The sequence below is a fragment of the Paraburkholderia sp. A1BS-2L genome, from assembly GCF_051125205.1.
Lineage (GTDB): Bacteria > Pseudomonadota > Gammaproteobacteria > Burkholderiales > Burkholderiaceae > Paraburkholderia.
The window spans coordinates 2,628,383-2,642,402 of record NZ_CP120428.1 but is presented as its reverse complement, the minus strand read 5'-3'; the positions used below and the strand labels follow the sequence as shown (position 1 = coordinate 2,642,402).

The following is a 14,020-nucleotide window of genomic DNA, read 5'->3' as shown; positions in this document are numbered from 1 at the left end:
TGGAGATCCGGTCATGCCTCGTCGAACTTGCGTTCGACCTTCAGCGGCGGCGCCCACGCGGGCATCGCGGCGTCCTGTTCGTCGGTGGTCAGGCCCGGCACGCCGTGCACCGGATTGCCGAGCATCGGGAAGCCGAGCTTCTCGCGCGATTCGTAGTACGACTGCGCGACGCTGCGCGAGAGCGCGCGAATGCGGCCGATATACGCTGCGCGCTCCGTCACGGAGATCGCGCCGCGCGCGTCGAGCAGGTTGAACGTGTGGCCGGCCTTGAGCACGAGTTCGTAGGCGGGTAGCGCGAGCTGGAACTCGATCATGCGCTTGGCTTCGCTTTCGTAGGCGTTGAAGAACGTGAACAGCAGGTCGACGTTCGCGTGCTCGAAGTTGTACGTGGATTGCTCGACTTCGTTCTGGTGGTAGACGTCGCCGTAAGTGAGGCGGCGCAGCTCGGGGCCGTTGGGGCCCTCTTCTTCCCACTCGGTCCAGATCAGGTCGTAGACGTTCTCGACCTTTTGCAGGTACATCGCGAGACGCTCGAGCCCGTAGGTGATTTCGCCGAGCACCGGCTTGCAGTCGATGCCGCCCACTTGCTGGAAGTACGTGAACTGGGTGACTTCCATGCCGTTGAGCCAGACTTCCCAGCCGAGGCCCCATGCGCCGAGCGTGGGGTTCTCCCAGTCGTCCTCGACAAAGCGCACGTCGTTCTGCTTCAGGTCGAAGCCGAGTGCTTCGAGCGAGCCGAGGTACAGGTCGAGGATGTTTTCCGGCGCGGGCTTGAGCACCACCTGGTACTGGTAGTAGTGCTGCAGGCGGTTCGGGTTCTCGCCGTAGCGGCCGTCCTTCGGGCGGCGCGACGGCTGCACGTAGGCCGCGCGCCACGGCTCGGGGCCGATTGCGCGCAGGAAGGTGTGGACGTGCGAGGTGCCGGCGCCGACTTCCATGTCGATCGGCTGGAGCAGCGCGCAGCCCTGCTTGTCCCAGTAAGACTGGAGCGTCAGGATGATTTGCTGAAACGTGAGCATGTGTGCCTGCAGTGTCTTTTAGGGCGAACGGCGTGGGCTGCGGCGGCAAGGTCCGCCACGCGCGGCCGGGTGTGGCCGGGTGTTTCGCGCGTGGCGGGGATTCCTTGCATGCTGCGGTCCCGGCCCCCGGTCAGGAGGGGCGGCCCGGTGCTAAAACCTTGAATTTTACCGGATTGGCGCAGCGTTGAGACCGGCGCGCGGGGACCAGGCACATTCCGGATATATTTTGGCGCATCAAGCCTTCTTGCGACCGGGGCGGGCGGGCCCGAATGCGAAGCCGAGTGCCAGCAACACGAGAGACACGGCGATCACCGTGTTGTTGCCGCTCCTCACGTAGGGCGTGAAGCCCTGGGTGCCTTCCACGCGCAAGTCGAGAGAGCCCACGGTGAAGGCGGGCAGGCGGGCGATCACGTTGCCGTGCGCGTCGATGGCGGCAGTGGCGCCCGTATTGGTCGCGCGCAGCATCGGCCGGCCGGTTTCGAGCGAGCGCATGCGCGCGATTTGCAGATGCTGGTCGAGCGCGATGGTGTCGCCGAACCACGCGAGGTTCGTCGAGTTGATGAGGATGCCCGGCGAGGTCGGATTCTCGCGCACGGTGCGCGCGATTTCCTCGCCGAAGATGTCCTCGTAGCAGATGTCGACGGCGACGGGCTGGTTGTGCACGAGGAACGGCGGCTGTACGGGGGCGCCGCGCGCGAAGTCGCCGAGCGGGATGTTCATGAGGTTCACGAACCAGCGGAAGCCCCACGGCACGAATTCGCCGAAGGGCACGAGGTGGTGCTTGTCGTAGCGATACAAGCCGTTCTGGCCGGGCGTGATGCCGAACAGGCTGTTGGTGTAGTCGACTACGCGCCGGTCCGGCGTGATTGTGCCGCCCACGGCGCCGAACAGGATGGCGGTGTGGGTGCCGTCGGCGAACGCGCGGATATCGCGGCCGAATTTTTCGGGCATTTCCTGCAGCAGTATCGGAATCGCGGTCTCGGGCGTGATGACGAGATCGGCGGGCTTTTCGGTGATGAGCCGCTGGAATTCGGCGAGCGATTCTTCGAGGCCGGATTCGGAAAACTTCATCTCCTGCTTCACATTGCCTTGCAGCAGGCGCACGTTCAGCGGGGTGTTTTCGGGGTGCGTCCAGTTGACGAGCGGGAGCAGCAGGCCAACGCCGGTCACGGCTACAGCCATCATGGCCGGCGTGGCCGCCGCGCCGATGGAGCTGGAGAAGCCGATGGAGCCGGTAGTGCCGCCGCGCGCAGGCCCGCCAATCGCGTCGGATCCCGCCTTGCGCACGTGCACCAGTGCCTGGACGAGGAGCGCCGCGACGAGCGCGAGCACCCAGCCCACGCCATAGACGCCGACGATCGGCGCGAACCCGGTCAGCGGCCCGTCCACCTGCGCGTAGCCGCTCGAAAGCCACGGAAAGCCGGTGAAGACGTAGCCGCGGGCCCATTCGCCCAGCGCCCACGCGCTCGCGAAGGCAAAGGCGCCATGCCATGTCGGCGAAAACGGCAGGGTGCGCCCGTTGCGTGCGTGTCCCGCGCAAAACGACCAGACCAGCGCGGCGAGCGCCGGATAGAGACCGAGGTAGAGCGAGAACAGCACAAGCGCCGCGCCGGCGAGCGCGGCGGGCATGCCGCCATAGAAGTGCATGCTCACATACAGCCACCAGACGCCGGTCACGAAGTTGCCGAAGCCGAACGCCCAGCCGGTGAAGAGCGCGCTTTTCCAGCCCGTGGTGCGCGTGAGCCAGAAGTAAAAGCCCGCGAAGATCGCGATTTCGAGCCAGCCGCCGTGCGGTGTGGGCGCGAACGAAAGCGTGTTGAGCGCGCCCAGCCCGGCAGCGGCCACGTAGTACCAGGCCGGCAGCGCGCGGCGCGCGGCGGTAGGTGTGTCTGCGGCGCGCGCGCCGTCGCGCGTGCGGGAATCGATCGGTTCAGCCATGGGTGTGCTTGGGCGCTGCAGTCCGACTGCAGGGGCGCGCGAGGCGCGGGTTGCAAAACGTTCGCTGCACACGCCGTGTGCGCAGCGAGCGCAACGATAGCATTTTCACGCAGCGGCATTGTGTGGCGCCGGGGCGAGTTTGAGGTGACGTTTGGGGGCGCGATCGCACTCCGCCGGCTTGAAAAGCGCGACGCCGGCCCGCAGGCCGGCGTCGTTCAAAGCGCGCGCGGGCGCAGGGCGTCAGGTGCCCTGCGGCTGCAACGCGGCTTCACGCTGGCCGGCGAGCGGATCGCGGCGCACCAGCAGCATGTGCAGCTGGCGCGCGTCGGCGCGCAGCACCTCGAAGATCAGGTCGTCGATGCGGACCTTTTCGCCGCGATGCGGCACGTGTCCGAAGTGATTCGTAACGAATCCGCCGATGGTGTCGACTTCGTCGTCCGAGAAATGGGTGCCGAACGTTTCGTTGAACTGCTCGATCTCGGTGAGCGCGCGCACGCGGAAACGCCCATCGGGCGAGGCGATGATGTTGCCGCTTTCCTCGTCGAAGTCGTATTCGTCCTCGATGTCGCCGACGATCTGCTCAAGCACGTCCTCGATCGTGATGAGGCCGGCCACGCCGCCGTATTCGTCCACGACGATGGCGATGTGATTGCGGTTCTGGCGAAAGTCGTGCAGCAGCACGTTCAGGCGTTTGGACTCGGGGATGAACACGGCCGGGCGCAGCATGCCGCGCACGTCGAATTCTTCCTCGGCGTAGTAGCGCAGCAGGTCTTTCGCGAGCAGCACGCCGATCACGTTGTCGCGGTTGCCTTCGTAGACGGGATAGCGCGAATGCGCCTTGTCCAGCACGAAGGGGATGAATTCGTCGGGACTATCGGCGATGTTGATCGCATCCATCTGGGCGCGCGGCACCATGATGTCGCGCGCGCAGAGCTCGGACACCTGGAACACGCCTTCGATCATCGAAAGCGAATCGGCGTCTATCAGATTGCGCGCGTGCGCGTCCTGGAGGATTTCGAGAAGCTCGCTGCGCGAGTCGGGCTCGGGCGAGATGAAGTCGGTCAGCCGCTCGAGCAGGGAGCGCTTTTCCTGGGGTTTGCCGGTTTGTCGTCGACTGGGATAAGAGTCGTTCATGGTGGTGCGCCCTGGGCCTCTTGATGGCTGGGCGCGCTGTTGCGGATAGGAAAGGATACAGCATGCGTGTGGCGCGCCCGTGTAGGGCATGCCCGTGATCCATCCTAACGCAGATGCGAGGTGCCCGGGGGGGCGCACGGCATGCGGCAGTGGTCGTCGATGAGCTTGCCCGATGCGCCGGCCATATCTCGCGAATTTTCGGGTTTCAGATTTGGATGATTTTTGTCCTGGGTTTGATGGGTGTCACCTGCGCTGGATTGTTTGACATTTTCCTTTCAGCGACCTTGCTCTAATTCGGACCTTCACGCGGAACCCCCCAATGGTTCCGCGCGTCGTTGGCCGGGCACGAGGTCCGGTCCAGGTGCGTAAGGAGACCCATCTTGCAGGTGCTATCGAAGCAGTGCGCAACGCGGTGTGCGGCATGGCTCGTGCCGTCTTTGTTCATTGTTCTGGCAGGTTGCGCGACTGAAGCGTCGCGCACGCTGCCGGTCCCGGAAGTGGCGGTGGCGCGCACGCCATACGCCGGCAAGCCGGTGGCGGTCGCCGTCGGCAAGTTCGACAACCGCTCGAGCTACATGCGCGGCATTTTCACGGACGGGATCGACCGTCTGGGCGGTCAGGCCAAAACCATTCTGATCACGGCGCTCCAGCAGAGCGGGCGCTTCAATGTGCTCGACCGAGACAACCTCGACGAGATTCGCCAGGAGGCCGGCTTCACGAAGCAGGCACAGGCGCTCAGGGGCGCGCGCTACATCCTCACCGGCGACGTGACGGAGTTTGGCCGTAAGGAAGTCGGCGACCAGCAGCTATTTGGCATCCTAGGGCGCGGCAAGAGCCAGGTGGCTTACGCGAAGGTGAGCCTCAATGTGGTCGATACGGTCACGTCGGAGGTCGTGCTATCGGCGCAGGGCGCGGGCGAATACAGCCTGTCGAACCGCGAGGTGATCGGCTTTGGCGGCACGGCGGGCTATGACTCGACACTCAATGGCAAGGTGCTCGACCTCGCGATTCAGGAGGCCGTCAATCGCCTCGCGGAACGCGTCGATGCAGGCGCGCTCGCAACCGCTGGGCTGCCCGCCGTGAAGTGACGGCCGCGCGAATCCATCCTGTTTGAACAGAAGACTCAGACCTATGACCCAAACCCACACTACACGGCGGTCCACCGCTGCGCCGCTTGGCGTTGCCTTGGCCGTTGCCGGCGCGCTGCTCGCCGGCTGTGCGACGCGCACGCAACCCACGCTCTATCAATGGGACGCCTATCAGCCGCAGGTCTACGCGTACCTGAAAGGGCAGACGAGCCCGGAAGAGCAGATCACTGCGCTCGAACAGGCGCTTCAACAGATCCGCGCCAAGGGCAACCGGCCGCCCCCCGGTTTTCATGCCCACCTCGGCTCGCTTTACGCGAGTGTCGGCAAGGGCCAGCAGGCGCAGCAGGAACTGCGTGCCGAGAAGGAGGCCTTCCCTGAGTCGTCCGCATACATGGACTTTTTGTTGAAGAACCTCTCGAAGTAGGCACGCCATCATGCTCAAATTTTCGATACTGAAATGCCTGCCGGTGCTCGCGGTTTCCGCGCTGCTCGCCGCGTGCGTGGGGCCGCAGAAGCAAACCGCCGGCTACGACTACACCGCGTTCAAGAGCGCAAAGCCGCGCTCGATTCTGGTGCTGCCGCCGCTGAACGAAACCGTCGATGTGAATGCCACCAACGGCATGCTGTCGCAGATGACAATGCCGCTCGCGGAATCCGGCTACTACGTTCTGCCCGTGGCCGAAGTGGCGGAGACCTTCCGCCAGAACGGCATTGCGTTGCCCGTGGAGATGCAGGCTACGTCGCCGAAGAAACTGCATGAAATCTTCGGCGCCGATGCCGTGCTCTACACGAAGGTCACGCAGTACGGCTCCGTCTATCGGGTGGTTGACAGCAATACGTCCGTCTCGGCGACCGCGAAGCTCGTCAGCCTCGGTACGGGCGATGTGCTCTGGCAGGGCAGCGCGACGGCCAACGGCAAGGAACTCGGCAACGTGGACTTCGGTAGCGGCAGCATTATCGGCATGATGGTGCAGGCGGCGGTCAAGCAGGTGGCGCATTCGCTCGCCGACGAGAGCCAGGAGGTGGCGGGTTTGACGAGCCAGAGGCTGTTGTCCGCGGGGCAGCCGAACGGGATCCTCTACGGCCCGCATTCGCCGAAGTACGGCAGCGATTGAGCTTGCTGCGCTGAACCGGGCCTGGTGCTCACGCGCAGCGCGCGAGCAACCGCTCCAGCGCCCGGTCGGGCATGCCGCTCTCGCGCAGGGCCTCGACGGTGCGGCGCACGTAGTCGAGCGTCGTGCCGTAGCGGCCCGATGCGCAGCCGAACACCTGGCGCACCGTGTCTTCACCGAGCTTGCCCGTGTAGGTGGGCACGTCGCGGCGCATCACGAAAGCGAGCGCCGCGACGCGCCGGCCATCGACGAGCGAGCAGGGCAGCCAGGCGGGCCGGTACGAACCCATCGGCATTTCGCGGCGCCACAGTGCTTCCAGATGCGGCATGACGCCATCGGCGGCCAGGCGGAACGCCACGCCGGCGCACGAGCCGCCACGATCGAGTGCGAGCACGAGGCCCGGCTGCTCGGGCGTGCCGCGATTCACGCGCGACCAAAGATACAGGCCGCGATGGTAGCCATGCACGCGCGAGCGCACGTTCTCGACGGTCGGCAGGCCCGGGTTCCAGATCAGCGAGCCATAGCCGAACAGCCAGATGTCGCTCGTGCGGTCCCATGGCTCAAGTGTGTGGTCGAGCGATGCGCGCAGTTCGTCTTCGCTGAGCAGGCGCGACTCGCCGAGCGACGGCGGATAGCCAGGACAGGGCCTGGGCATGCCGCTGGCGGGCGCGTCATTCACCAGCGGTTCGGCAACAACACTGGAATCGTTCGCGCGCTTGTCGTTCATGTCTGACGGGCTCGGGCCGGAAGGGGGGCGTGTGGCCTTACTTGTACGGGTCGGGAAAGCCGAGCGAGTTGAGCACCTCGGTTTCGATGCCCTCCATCTCCTCGGCTTCGGCGTCGTCCTCGTGATCGTAGCCTTGCGCGTGCAGCGTGCCGTGCACGAGCAGGTGCGCGTAGTGCGACGAGAGCGGCTTGCCCTGTTCGGCGGCTTCCTTCTCCACTACCGGGCAGCAGAGGATCAGGTCGCCCGTCACCGGGTCGTTCTCGCTTTCGGCGTAGGCGAACGTGAGGACGTTGGTCGCGTAGTCCTTGCCGCGGTACGTGCGGTTGAGCGTGCGGCCTTCTTCCGCGTCGACGAAGCGCACGGTCAGTTCGGCATCGGCGAATAGCGCGGCCTTTATCCACGCCGCCACGGTGGCCCGTGGCAGCGTGGCCTTGTGCTCGGGAAACGCCTTCGCGGCGGGGAACTGCACGTTCAGTTTGAGTTTCGGTGCGCGGGCCATGTGCGTGATTCGTGGCGATTCAAATTCGGGCTCCAATCTGGGCTCGATCTCGTGCCTTAGCGCGCGTCGCCGCCGCTTTCATCCTTTTTCGAATGCGCGTCGTAGGCCTCGACGATACGCGCGACGAGCGGATGGCGCACGACGTCCGCGCTCGTGAAGCGCGTGAGCGCGATGCCGCGCACGTTGGCGAGCACCTGCTGCGCTTCGATCAGCCCGCTCTTGTGGCCGCGCGGCAGGTCCACCTGGGTGGTGTCGCCGGTCACGACGGCCTTCGAGCCGAAGCCGATACGCGTCAGGAACATCTTCATCTGCTCGGGCGTGGTGTTCTGCGCCTCGTCGAGGATGATGAACGCGTGATTGAGCGTGCGTCCGCGCATGTACGCGAGTGGCGCGATTTCGATCATCTGGCGCTCGAACATTTTCGCGGTCTTGTCGAAGCCGAGCAGGTCGTAGAGCGCGTCGTACAGCGGGCGCAGATACGGGTCCACCTTCTGCGCGAGATCGCCGGGCAGGAAGCCGAGGCGCTCGCCCGCTTCCACGGCGGGGCGCGTGAGCACGATGCGCTTGACCTGGTCGCGCTCGAGCGCGTCCACGGCGCAGGCCACCGCGAGATAGGTCTTGCCCGTGCCCGCAGGCCCGACGCCGAAGGTCACGTCGTGCGAGATGATCTGCTTGAGGTACTCGCGCTGCGCGGGCGTGCGGCCGCGCAGGTCGGCGCGGCGCGTATAGAGCTTCGGGCCGAGTTCCTCTACGTCGACGCCTTCGCGCGCGGGCTCGTCGAACGGGTGGTCGGGGTCGCCGCGAAATCGTACGTCCCGCGGGTCGATCTCGGCGGCATCGGCGCCGTTGTTGCCGCCATTGTTGCCGCCGCTGTTTCCACGCACGCCGCCGTTGCCGCTCGCGCGCGGATCGTTGGCGGGATTGCCCGGATGCCGCGCCTCGACCAGCGCGAGCTGGATGTCGTCGACCGAAAGCGGATCGCGCGCCTGGTTGTAGAAGTTTTCGAGCGCGGCGAGCGCGAGTTTCGCGCCGCGGCCGCGAATCGAGATGCGATGGCCGCGCCGCGCGAGGGTTACGTCGAGTGCCTGCTCGATCTGCCGCAAGTTTTCGTCGAGCGGGCCGCAGAGGTTCGCGAGCCGCGCATTGTCGTCGCGCGGCGCGTTGAATTCCAGATGCTGCTGATTGGGCTTCAAGGTATCAGTGAACTCCGTTCAGGCGCCGCTCAATGCGGGAGTGCCGAAGTGTCTTCGTGCGCGAGCACGAGCTCGCCGCGCAGCGAGTGCGGGTAGGCGTGGTTGATCTTCACGTCGATCATCTGGCCGATCAGGCGCGCGTGCGAAGCGAGCGGCGCCGGGAAGTTGACGACGCGGTTGTTCTCGGTGCGGCCCGAAAGTTCGCTCGGGTCCTTGCGCGACGGGCCTTCCACGAGAATGCGCTCGACCCGGCCGACCATCGACTGGCTGATGCGCTGCACGTTCTCTTCGATCGTGGCTTGCAGATGCTGGAGGCGCTTCAACTTGACTTCGCGCGGCGTGTCGTCGTGCAGGTTCGCCGCGGGCGTGCCCGGACGCGGGCTGTAGATGAACGAGAAGCTCGTGTCGTACTTCATCTCGTCGACGAGCGCCATGGTCTTCTCGAAGTCCTCTTCAGTCTCGCCGGGAAAGCCCACGATGATGTCCGTGGAAAGCGAGAGATCGGGGCGAATCGCGCGCAGCTTGCGGATCACCGACTTGTATTCGAGGACGGTGTAGCCGCGCTTCATCGCCATGAGCACGCGGTCCGAGCCGTGCTGCACCGGCAGATGCAGATGGCTCACGAGCTTGGTCACCTTCGCGTAAGCGTCGATCAGGCGCTGCGTGAATTCCTTCGGGTGCGAAGTGGTGTAGCGGATGCGCTCGATGCCGGGAATGTCGGCGACATATTCGATCAGCGTGGCGAAGTCGGCGATGTCGTGCGCGCCTTGCGTGAGTGCACCGCGGTAAGCGTTGACGTTCTGGCCAAGCAGTGTGACTTCGCGCACGCCCTGGTCGGCGAGGCCGGCGATTTCGGTGAGCACGTCGTCGAGCGGGCGCGAGACTTCCTCGCCGCGCGTGTACGGCACGACGCAGTAGCTGCAGTACTTCGAGCAGCCTTCCATGATCGAGACGAACGCGCTCGGGCCTTCCACGCGTGCGGGCGGCAGATGGTCGAACTTCTCGATTTCGGGGAACGTGATATCGACCTGCGCGCGGCCCGAAGCGCGGCGCGCGTCGATCATCTGCGGCAGGCGGTGCAGGGTTTGCGGGCCGAACACGAGGTCCACGTACGGCGCGCGCTGCACGATGGCCGCGCCTTCCTGGCTCGCCACGCAGCCGCCCACGCCGATCAGCAGGTTCGGGTTCGCTTCCTTCAGCTCGCGCACGCGGCCGAGGTCGGAGAACACCTTCTCCTGGGCTTTCTCACGCACCGAGCAGGTGTTGAAGAGAATCACGTCCGCGTCTTCGGGCGTGTCGGTTTTGACGAGGCCTTCAGCGGCGCCGAGCACGTCGACCATTTTGTCGGAGTCGTACTCGTTCATCTGGCAGCCAAAGGTCTTTACATAAACTTTCTTGGTCATCGGGGTCGCCGTTCGCAGTGGTTTACCTGGGGGCGTCGTCCGGTTGATGCACTCGTGCACTTCGGGACTACGGTGATAAAAGAGGGCTGAAACAGGTGGCCGGGCCACCTGGCCATGGCGCACCTCGGCAAGCGCGATTCGCGTGCCGATTTACGTGCTGATTTACATCCTTTTGCGTATTTTTGCCGCCAGTTCGCGGTGCAAATCGGGCTTTCAGGTGCTTTCAGCGCAATCTGCCATTATAGCCTCATGCGCTGATCAGCCCATCGCCGATTTCCGTGCGGATCGCCCACGGCCGCTACGTCTACTGGTTTTTACTGCGCTGCACAACGGCGCACTCTGCGGTATCCTTTGCCAGCCGGTTCAACCGGCAATCAGTGCGTCTTCAGGGCGGGGTGGAATTCCCCACCGGCGGTATGCCGGCCGCGCCGCAAGGCAAGGCCGACGAGCCCGCGAGCGCCTGCGCGAAGCCTTTCGCGCGGGGTCAGCAGATCTGGTGCGATGCCAGGGCCGACGGTCATAGTCCGGATGAAAGAAGATGTGCAGATGGTCATGTTTGCCCAACCGCCGCGGCTGCTCTGCCCGCGCGGGCCTCGCGCGCGACGTTCCGGCGTCGTGCTCCGGCACGCGCGCCCTACGCCGTTCGCCGGGGATTCCTGTCTGTTTGCAATGCCCTGAAACGTTTTTCGCCCAACTCTTGCGAGGAGCGTTTCACATGTCCTTTACCCGCAACGCAGTATTTGTCGAGTCGCCGCTCGACGCCATCGAAGATCTTCCCCTGCTCGATACCGAACCGGTGCCGCCGCGCATCGCCGCCGCGCTGCAAGCCATGCGCGAAGGCCGTCCGGTCGTGCTCCAGGACGACCATGACCGCGAAGACGAAGCTGATCTGGTGCTGGCTGCCGAATGTCTTACCCCGGAGACGATGGCGCTGTTCATCCGCGAATGCAGCGGCATCGTGTGCCTGTGCCTGTCCGACGAGAAGGTGCGCGCGCTCGAACTGCCGCCCATGGTCGCGCACAACGAGAGCCGCAATCGCACCGCGTTCACGGTGTCGATCGAGGCGCGCGATGGCGTGAGCACGGGCGTATCCGCAGCCGACCGCGTGACGACGATCCGCGCCGCCATCGCCCCGAACGCGCAGCCCGCCGACATCGTGCGCCCGGGCCACGTGTTTCCGCTGCGCGCGCAGCCGGGCGGCGTGCTGGCGCGCCGCGGCCACACCGAAGGCACCGTCGATCTGGCCGTGCTCGCGGGCCTCGCGCCCGCCGGCGTGCTGTGCGAGCTGATGAACCCGGACGGCACCATGGCGCGCGGCCAGCAGGTCGATGATTTCGCGAAGCTGCACAACCTGCCGATGCTGACGATCGCCGAGTTGGTGGCGTTCCGTGAGTCGCTCGCGCAGGCGCGCGAGCGCTGCGCCGAGCCTGCATAAGGCGCCTGGCTCATCGCTGATCCGGGCTTGGTAGTGAAAACGGCGCGTGGGCCAGATGGCTCACGCGCCGTTTGCCGTTCTGCGCACGCGCCGCGTTACGGCACGCGCGCAGGCAAGCGGCTAGGACTGTTGATCGCCGAATTCCCCGCGTACGCCCGACTCGACGAGCGCGGGCAGTTCGTCCATGTGCTTCATGATGCGCGTGATGCCCATCTCGCGCAGCACGTCGGCATAGCCCGACGGGATATGGCTCGCGCCGACGAACGCGATCGTCTTCATGCCGGCCGCGCGCGCGGCGTTCAGGCCCGAGAGGCTGTCCTCAACGACGAGGCAGCGCTCCGGTTCCACGCCGAGCGCGAGCGCCGCGTGCAGATAGACGTCCGGATAAGGCTTGGGACGCTCGACCTGCTCGGCGCTGAAGATGCGCTCGCCGAAGATCGCATCGAGCCCGGCGCGCCGCACAGAGGCACGCACGCGCGTGAGCCGGCTGTTCGACACCACGGCGGCAGGCAGCGCGAGCTGGCGCAGCGCGTCGCGCACGCCATTGATCGGGCTCACCGATTCTGCAATGGCGATTTCGCAGTTGTGTTCGATGGTTTCGAGAAAATGCTCGGGCAGCGTGAGATCGAAGCGCGCCGCGACATCGGCGAGAAAGCGCGAGGTCTGCTGGCCGAACGCCGTGGCCACGGCGGCGCGGAAGTCGATGCCGGGAAACGTGCGGCTGAGCGTATCGAAGAGGACGTGGTCGGCAATGACTTCGCTGTCGACGAGTACGCCGTCGCAGTCGCAGATGAGATGGTCGATCATGCGCAAGACGAAAGGGCGGAAAAGCGGGGTGGCCGGGCCAGACGCAGCACGGGTGGCCGGGCAAGACGGGAAGGTTGAAAACATCATGATACGTGCTTTTGCTGCCGTGGCGACCATCCTGCCGACTTTCCGGGGAGAGGTACGGGTCTGCGCGGCGAGAGTGTGGCGCGCGCTGCGCGATGCGACAATAGCCAGCGTGACCGAACGCCGTCGAAGCCGACGGAAATCAGTAGCACCAGGCGAATAAAGACGAGGGGAAGGCTATGCGTGGACTTGCAACGATCGGTGCAGCGGTGCTGGCCGTCGGGTGTGCCGGATGCGCCGGCGCGCTTGGGCTACTGGGCGGGAGCGCGCCGCCGTTCGCCCAATTGCAGCAGATGTGCGGCGCTCAGCAAGCCGACTTTGGCGCCGATACGCCGGCCGTCTATTCGGCCGTCTACGACGCCTGGGTGGCGAACCGTCACGGCAAGCTGCCGCAGGCGCAGTTCTGCAGCTTCCAGACCGGTCTTGCCCAGCAGTACGCCGCGCACGGTGCGGGCGCGAACGCGCAGGCGCGCGACCAATGGGTGACGTATCTGAACGATCAGCGCGCCCTTGCGCTGTCATGGCGCGCATCGGCGGACCCTACGCTGCGCGGGGGCTGAGCGCAGCGTAGCGGCGCATCCTTCGTCTGCGCAGGCGCGAAAAAAATGGTCACGCGGGCATGAAGCGCGCGGGTCCGCGTGACCATGCACTGCAGGCGTACGTCTACAGCCGTGCGCCTGCATCGGGGAAGGTCTCGACTCATCTCGCTGGCGGACGATTCCGGCGCCCGCGCAGGTCGAGAAAGATTAGCGAGGCATCAGCGAGATGAGGCCGGCCTGCGCGCGAGCGCCACAGGCCGGTTCCGCTATGAAAAGCGCTTGATGGCGCGCAACGCGGAGTCGCCAATTTCTGTCAGTCGCCACTGCTGGAGACCGGAAGCGAGGCGCTCCAACTGGACGAGCTGTCGTTCGAGGAGGGCGTCCAGTTCTTCGCGTTCCATGTCGATCTGGTTGGGGGCGTCCTTCACTAGCAGCAGGGTGGCGAATTCATGCGGACTCAGCATCGTTCTCTCCATGTTGCCGCATCAGAGGTCATCAATCGCGGCCCGCTGGGCGGCGTGACGACAATCATGCGGTGGGCGTGAGCGAAAGCCTGCAACGGCGCGACCTGGGTGCCAGATGAGCGGTCCGTTTGCTGTCGTGCGCCACGAATTCTGCAAAGTAGCGACAAACAACGCAAACAGCATCCAGCCCGGATCGACGCCGGGGAACTGGAGTGTAGTCAACTGCCCTGCGTTGTACAAATCACTCTCCGAAAATTTTCTGTTTGACATTCCGCGTCTGCTGCGGCGGTCGAGCTGTGCGCGCAGATCCTTGATTTCACTTCAAGTTCTTGCCGCAGTGCGGGAGAGCGCGGCGATGGGCGCCCGGCGCATGTGCGGGTGCGGGACGGGGCCTGAGCACGCGGCGCAAGGTCGCCGAGCGCCCGTGGCCACGCGCCTTGGCGTCTGATCAGGGCATGAAATGCACTCGCAAGCGCCTCACAAGTCGACTCTTCCTGGAACTGCGGTAAGCGGGATTGGTCTGTGCTCTCAGACTGCAGCTTCGCGAAACAAGATCTAAGATGAAGTAATGACGGCTG

At 65.4% G+C, this 14,020-nt stretch carries 15 protein-coding genes and 1 riboswitch; of the genes, 5 read left to right on the top strand and 10 right to left on the bottom strand.

What is annotated here, in order from left to right:
- Window positions 1-11: 11 nt before the first annotated feature.
- From glyQ to P5W98_RS12015, 3 genes are all read right to left on the bottom strand, one after another.
- A complete protein-coding gene (gene glyQ, locus P5W98_RS12025) occupies window positions 12-1,019 on the bottom strand; it encodes a glycine--tRNA ligase subunit alpha (RefSeq protein ID WP_421024721.1) in 1,008 nt (335 codons plus the stop codon).
- Between the two features lie 234 nt (window positions 1,020-1,253).
- Window positions 1,254-2,957 (bottom strand): apolipoprotein N-acyltransferase, encoded by a 1,704-nt coding sequence (lnt, locus tag P5W98_RS12020; protein WP_421024720.1) that lies wholly within the window; start codon window positions 2,955-2,957, stop codon window positions 1,254-1,256.
- A 240-nt stretch (window positions 2,958-3,197) separates the two neighbouring features.
- Window positions 3,198-4,091: an HlyC/CorC family transporter gene (locus P5W98_RS12015; protein WP_421024719.1), complete on the bottom strand. Its 894-nt coding sequence runs from the start codon at window positions 4,089-4,091 to the stop codon at window positions 3,198-3,200.
- 428 nt (window positions 4,092-4,519) lie between these two features.
- Here P5W98_RS12015 and P5W98_RS12010 point away from each other — a divergent pair, with 428 nt between their 5' ends.
- From P5W98_RS12010 to P5W98_RS12000, 3 genes are read left to right on the top strand one after another with little or no spacing between them, the layout of a single operon-like run.
- Window positions 4,520-5,179 carry a CsgG/HfaB family protein gene (locus P5W98_RS12010; protein WP_421025268.1) on the top strand — a complete coding sequence of 220 codons (660 nt, stop codon included), beginning with the start codon at window positions 4,520-4,522 and terminating at the stop codon, window positions 5,177-5,179.
- Between the two features lie 43 nt (window positions 5,180-5,222).
- Complete coding sequence (locus tag P5W98_RS12005) at window positions 5,223-5,603, top strand: DUF4810 domain-containing protein (protein WP_421024718.1); 381 nt, start codon at window positions 5,223-5,225, stop codon at window positions 5,601-5,603.
- Window positions 5,604-5,613: 10 nt separating this feature from the next.
- Complete coding sequence (locus tag P5W98_RS12000) at window positions 5,614-6,294, top strand: DUF799 domain-containing protein (RefSeq protein WP_421024717.1); 681 nt, start codon at window positions 5,614-5,616, stop codon at window positions 6,292-6,294.
- A gap of 28 nt (window positions 6,295-6,322) precedes the next feature.
- Here the strand turns inward: P5W98_RS12000 and P5W98_RS11995 are convergent, their stop codons facing one another.
- From P5W98_RS11995 to miaB, 4 genes are all read right to left on the bottom strand, one after another.
- Entirely contained in the window at window positions 6,323-6,946 is a 624-nt protein-coding gene (locus tag P5W98_RS11995; RefSeq protein ID WP_421025267.1) for a gamma-glutamylcyclotransferase, read from the bottom strand.
- A gap of 109 nt (window positions 6,947-7,055) precedes the next feature.
- On the bottom strand, window positions 7,056-7,517 hold the full coding sequence (gene ybeY / locus P5W98_RS11990) for an rRNA maturation RNase YbeY (protein ID WP_421024716.1): 462 nt from the start codon (window positions 7,515-7,517) through the stop codon (window positions 7,056-7,058).
- Window positions 7,518-7,573: 56 nt separating this feature from the next.
- On the bottom strand, window positions 7,574-8,710 hold the full coding sequence (locus P5W98_RS11985; protein ID WP_421024715.1) for a PhoH family protein: 1,137 nt from the start codon (window positions 8,708-8,710) through the stop codon (window positions 7,574-7,576).
- 29 nt (window positions 8,711-8,739) lie between these two features.
- Window positions 8,740-10,113 carry a tRNA (N6-isopentenyl adenosine(37)-C2)-methylthiotransferase MiaB gene (miaB, locus tag P5W98_RS11980; RefSeq protein WP_421024714.1) on the bottom strand — a complete coding sequence of 458 codons (1,374 nt, stop codon included), beginning with the start codon at window positions 10,111-10,113 and terminating at the stop codon, window positions 8,740-8,742.
- A 377-nt stretch (window positions 10,114-10,490) separates the two neighbouring features.
- Window positions 10,491-10,657, top strand: a riboswitch (FMN riboswitch).
- A 171-nt stretch (window positions 10,658-10,828) separates the two neighbouring features.
- Between miaB and ribB the strand changes: the two genes are divergently transcribed.
- Entirely contained in the window at window positions 10,829-11,548 is a 720-nt protein-coding gene (gene ribB, locus P5W98_RS11975; protein ID WP_421024713.1) for a 3,4-dihydroxy-2-butanone-4-phosphate synthase, read from the top strand.
- A 120-nt stretch (window positions 11,549-11,668) separates the two neighbouring features.
- Here ribB and P5W98_RS11970 read toward each other — a convergent pair whose 3' ends face one another.
- Window positions 11,669-12,355: an HAD family hydrolase gene (locus P5W98_RS11970; RefSeq protein ID WP_421024712.1), complete on the bottom strand. Its 687-nt coding sequence runs from the start codon at window positions 12,353-12,355 to the stop codon at window positions 11,669-11,671.
- Window positions 12,356-12,618: 263 nt separating this feature from the next.
- Between P5W98_RS11970 and P5W98_RS11965 the strand changes: the two genes are divergently transcribed.
- Complete coding sequence (locus tag P5W98_RS11965; protein ID WP_421024711.1) at window positions 12,619-12,999, top strand: hypothetical protein; 381 nt, start codon at window positions 12,619-12,621, stop codon at window positions 12,997-12,999.
- 245 nt (window positions 13,000-13,244) lie between these two features.
- Here the strand turns inward: P5W98_RS11965 and P5W98_RS11960 are convergent, their stop codons facing one another.
- Together P5W98_RS11960 and P5W98_RS11955 are read right to left on the bottom strand one after the other, a co-directional pair.
- Window positions 13,245-13,442, bottom strand: a complete 198-nt coding sequence (locus tag P5W98_RS11960) for a hypothetical protein (protein WP_028217863.1) — start codon at window positions 13,440-13,442, stop codon at window positions 13,245-13,247.
- Between the two features lie 21 nt (window positions 13,443-13,463).
- Window positions 13,464-13,712, bottom strand: a complete 249-nt coding sequence (locus P5W98_RS11955; protein ID WP_421024710.1) for a hypothetical protein — start codon at window positions 13,710-13,712, stop codon at window positions 13,464-13,466.
- Between the last annotated feature and the right edge of the window lie 308 nt (window positions 13,713-14,020).